The organism is Paenibacillus sp. 01L418, from assembly GCF_056400045.1.
This window is the reverse complement of record NZ_JBFTSN010000539.1, coordinates 1-3,794: the sequence shown is the minus strand read 5'-3', so window position 1 is coordinate 3,794 and position 3,794 is coordinate 1. Positions and strand designations below refer to the sequence as shown.

Genomic DNA, 3,794 nt, shown 5'->3' with positions numbered 1-3,794 from the left:
CACTCTGCTGATGTTTGATCCATTTGAGCCACTCATTATGATTAGAAGCAGAGAAAGCCCCTGTCATAATTGCGTATTCGCCAGTTTCTTCGGTGTTCCATGCAAGCGTATCCAACAAATGGCGGCCTAATGTCTCTGTATCGACCATGTTGACAAAAAAATCTCTGCCTTCTGGATTCGTATCTGCATCCCATGTAATGACCTTGATCCCCTTGCTTTTGGCTTCTAAAATGATGGGCAGCAGCTTTTCTGGATCGTTTGCAGAAACTGCAATCGCATCTACCGACAAATTGATAAGATGTCTAATCACATTAATCTGCTTTGATGCATCAGCGATTGGAGGCCCTTCATAAATGACGTTAACGTCTAAATCATTAGCTGCTTCCATCGCACCTTCTTCAGCAACATTAAAATAAGAAATCCCCATCACTTTTGGTACGATGCCGATGGTGTACTTTCGATGATCTTCCTGTTTCTCTGAGGTTGAATTCGATTTAATGGAATGGATCACGTCATAATCACTTTTTGAGTAACGCCCCTGACATGCGGTTGCAGTAAAAATTAATAACAGGATAACAATCATTTTCCTGAACATGCCTTCACCCTTTTCCATTAACCGTTTGCAATAGTTTCATTAAATGATGACAAAAAATTCGTTGTTGCTTAACAACTGCCTTACCATTGAAAGCGTTTACTTAAATCATTTGAATTCTTCTTTATATTGACGCCACCCCTCGCTGGAATTCATAGCTACTCTATTCTACATTCAGCTTAGCTATCCTCCCATTATGTAAAATTGATAAAAGTTAAATGCAATGTTGACTCCTACACTGAAATTGATTTGTACATTGCTCACATGAACGAAACATATCGGACACATTTAGCAAGGAAATGACTACTTCGAGCTATTATTTTCAGGCACCATTTCCTTTTATAATGATAGGACTAACGAAATAGATTCAGAAAGGAGAAATGAAACATGCTTTATTGGATTATTTTAGGAGGCTTATTTCTGTCAGGCGGCTTATATCTCATGCTGAATGGAGCAAAACTTGTTCAAKAAGACAACGTAATTCAGGATAAGATGGCGAAATCATATGTATCAACACCTCATGAGGATGTCATTTCGTAAGCATACATCACATTTGAAGCTGCAACAAAAAACTTAATAAAAAACAATTGGATCATACGGTGACCGCTCCTCTGCTGGTTGGTGCGAAGCAGCCCATTAAAAATCTTTATCGTTTGGGCGAGAAAATGGTCATCCAATTATCTTGAAGAATATAACTAAACACTCGAAAGAAAAAATGTGTTCAGAAAAGCTACGTTAAGAGATGGAAAAAGGTCTACTCTATAAGTCACTTTGACTTGTAGAGTAGACCCTTGTTTTCTATGTTATAGGCTGAGTCTATAGATTAACGGTTCTTTGGCATTTATTTATGTTCAGCCAGCCATGCAGCCAAACTTTGAATCTGTTCCGTCGTTAAGCTGCTCTCGAACTTTGGCATACCCTTACGACCATTGGAAACAACATCCACTATTTCCTCTTCTGTCAGCTTGACCCCGACCTGCTGCAAATTAGGGCCGGCTCTTCCCTGCAGCTCCGTGCCGTGACAAGAAATACACCTTTTCTTATAAAGTGCCACCGCCTCGCTGCTCTCTGTACCTTCACCGCTGTTGTCCTTATTTGGCACTTCTACTGTTGTTCCTCCGCCGCAAGCAGACAATAACAAAACCAACACAACCGCAACACCTACTGAATACTTTTTTAAACTACCCATTTTAGGTTTAGCTCCTCTCATTTTTGTCGTGGTAACATTACATTTTGATAAAATCCCCTTCACAGGTTTATCTGCCGAGTTGGGCTCGGTGATTCACATGAAGGTGGTACTAGTGAGCTTTGATAGCTTTTAAAAATCTACAAAAGCTTCAAATCATTTAAAAACTTCAAAACCACCTAAAGCTCCTAGAACTCCTAGAGTTCCTAAAGCTCCTAGAGCTCCTAGAGCTTCAAATGCTTCAAATGCTTCAAAAGCATCAAAAAGCATCGATTGCCTTAATATCATTTTCTTTTATACTTGCTTGCTTACGCATGACTCGATAGAGCTATTGGTGGATAAAGTCATATCTTTGTAATAAAGTTTACGATAAATAGCCACATTGAAGCATTTTCCTTGTCCTCTTTCTACTCCTAAAAGCAATAACTACTTTATACCGACTTGCCCTTGGTCTACTTCGTTTATGAATAGATACAATCTCAACTAAGAAAATAACATTACCGATACTTATTCAGAAAAATACGAAGAAAAGAAGCGTTAGTCGAAAAAGAAAATCCATTCTTAATCCCTAAACATTGGCTTAAAAAGGTCAGATGTACGCTGAAGATGCGCTTATTATCTCTCGTAAGACAATAATTAGCTCATTACGCTTTCACTTTTCTCGTTTTATACAGTAAAAGGCTGTCTCAAAAGTAGATTTATCTACGTTTGAGGCAGCCCCTATTTAACGTTGCCTTGTATTGAAGMAATATTTTTACTTTTTAAACTCATTATGTATCGTAGTTTATCCAAATTCACGTAAACTGCTTACAATTTAGACCTTCAAAACCTTTGTTCGCAGCAAACATCATTTTAGATAAATCGCTTACGAACCTAGCAGCTCTTATTTAGACCTTTTTTAATGAATAAAAATTTTTACGAACCCCACAAACCTTATTTCATGTAAAATAACGCATTACACCCTATACAGCATGAAATAACGACGTTACGGTTCGTTAAAACTTTAGAAGAGTAATTTTCTGCATAATAAGGTTGATACAGTTCGTTAGCGAATTGGGCATCGGATGATATGCGCTGACGGTGAGGCAAATGATTAAACACAAAGCTTTTTCAGGCAAATGAATGATAACTTGAGATTTCAATTTTTCATGCATCTTGGCTTTCTAAGTAGTAAACTACGACAAGTAGATTCCTMTTTCCCTATACGCAACAGGTCAAGTTCGCTTGCACACAGAACCTCCAGCGAAGGATTCATCCGTCATATGAACCAACACATATCTTTCCTCAAAAGTTTTAGCATATGTCGATAACGTCCATATATGATGCGGTGAGTAATTCAATCATACCTAGCCTCACTGAAACATCGTAATGGGATCGCAGTTTCTTGAATCAAGCACTAGTAGCGTCAAGTGCTCCTCTCGTATTTCAGCTTGTACATCTTCTCTAACAGCTAAGCCGATCCGAAACACTAGACGATGAAATAAGATAAAGTTACACCAATAACTAAAACGAGAAGTGTAACTATATATTCTTTTGAACCTTCGAGAAACTTCCAATCTACAAATGATTGAAAGCCCGCAACGATAAAAATTAACACCATACAAAACTATTTCATAGCATTTCCTTCTAAATCAATAAAAATAATAATAGCTGTTGCTATGAGTGCTGCGATAATCATTCCCCACATACTCACTTTTTTACCCTTATCTGAAGTTTCTTTTTTTGTGGTTCCAACTATCCATTTTCTTAAAAATAAACTAGCAAAAACGAGTAGTATGCCTACTAACCCAATTTGACCACCCATTAAATCACTCCCTTGCACTCAATCCCATACTTCCGACCACTTGAGCCTGCAAAATGACCTTCGCTACTGATTTATCCTAAAATATTCTCATCGTAAACATTCAACATATAAATTCTTAGACGAAATATCTTTCCCATTATCTTATTATCAAATTTCATATATTTAGCTTCAACAATCATGGTGCTGAATAAATAAAATAATTTCCCTGACAC

The 3,794-nt window shown here is 37.4% G+C and carries 5 protein-coding genes; 1 reads left to right on the top strand and 4 read right to left on the bottom strand.

Annotated features, from left to right (window positions below; all coding sequences use genetic code 11):
• Positions 1-595 (bottom strand): substrate-binding domain-containing protein (locus AC1DSE_RS32210; protein WP_477528830.1); only part of this gene is annotated, 595 nt, incomplete at its 3' end.
• 384 nt (positions 596-979) lie between these two features.
• On the opposite strand from AC1DSE_RS32210, the gene AC1DSE_RS32205 reads away from it, so the two are divergent.
• Entirely contained in the window at positions 980-1,132 is a 153-nt protein-coding gene (locus AC1DSE_RS32205) for a hypothetical protein (RefSeq protein WP_477528829.1), read from the top strand.
• Between the two features lie 301 nt (positions 1,133-1,433).
• On the opposite strand, the gene AC1DSE_RS32200 is transcribed toward AC1DSE_RS32205, so the two are convergent.
• The 3 genes from AC1DSE_RS32200 to AC1DSE_RS32190 form a co-directional block, all read right to left on the bottom strand.
• The gene (locus AC1DSE_RS32200; RefSeq protein ID WP_477509690.1) at positions 1,434-1,781 is read right to left on the bottom strand and encodes a c-type cytochrome; all 348 of its coding nucleotides are present in this window, start codon (positions 1,779-1,781) and stop codon (positions 1,434-1,436) included.
• Between the two features lie 153 nt (positions 1,782-1,934).
• Positions 1,935-2,066, bottom strand: coding sequence for a hypothetical protein (locus AC1DSE_RS32195; protein WP_477509691.1), 132 nt, complete (start codon positions 2,064-2,066; stop codon positions 1,935-1,937).
• Between the two features lie 1,318 nt (positions 2,067-3,384).
• The gene (locus AC1DSE_RS32190) at positions 3,385-3,582 is read right to left on the bottom strand and encodes a hypothetical protein (RefSeq protein WP_477509692.1); all 198 of its coding nucleotides are present in this window, start codon (positions 3,580-3,582) and stop codon (positions 3,385-3,387) included.
• Positions 3,583-3,794 lie beyond the last annotated feature (212 nt).

What these genes read in the sequence shown, in the direction of transcription:
- AC1DSE_RS32200 (WP_477509690.1), bottom strand. Translation starts at nt 1,781, where the DNA reads ATGGGTAGTTTAAAAAAGTATTCAGTAGGTGTTGCGGTTGTGTTGGTT.
- AC1DSE_RS32195 (WP_477509691.1), bottom strand. Translation starts at nt 2,066, where the DNA reads ATGATATTAAGGCAATCGATGCTTTTTGATGCTTTTGAAGCATTTGAA.
- AC1DSE_RS32190 (WP_477509692.1), bottom strand. Translation starts at nt 3,582, where the DNA reads ATGGGTGGTCAAATTGGGTTAGTAGGCATACTACTCGTTTTTGCTAGT.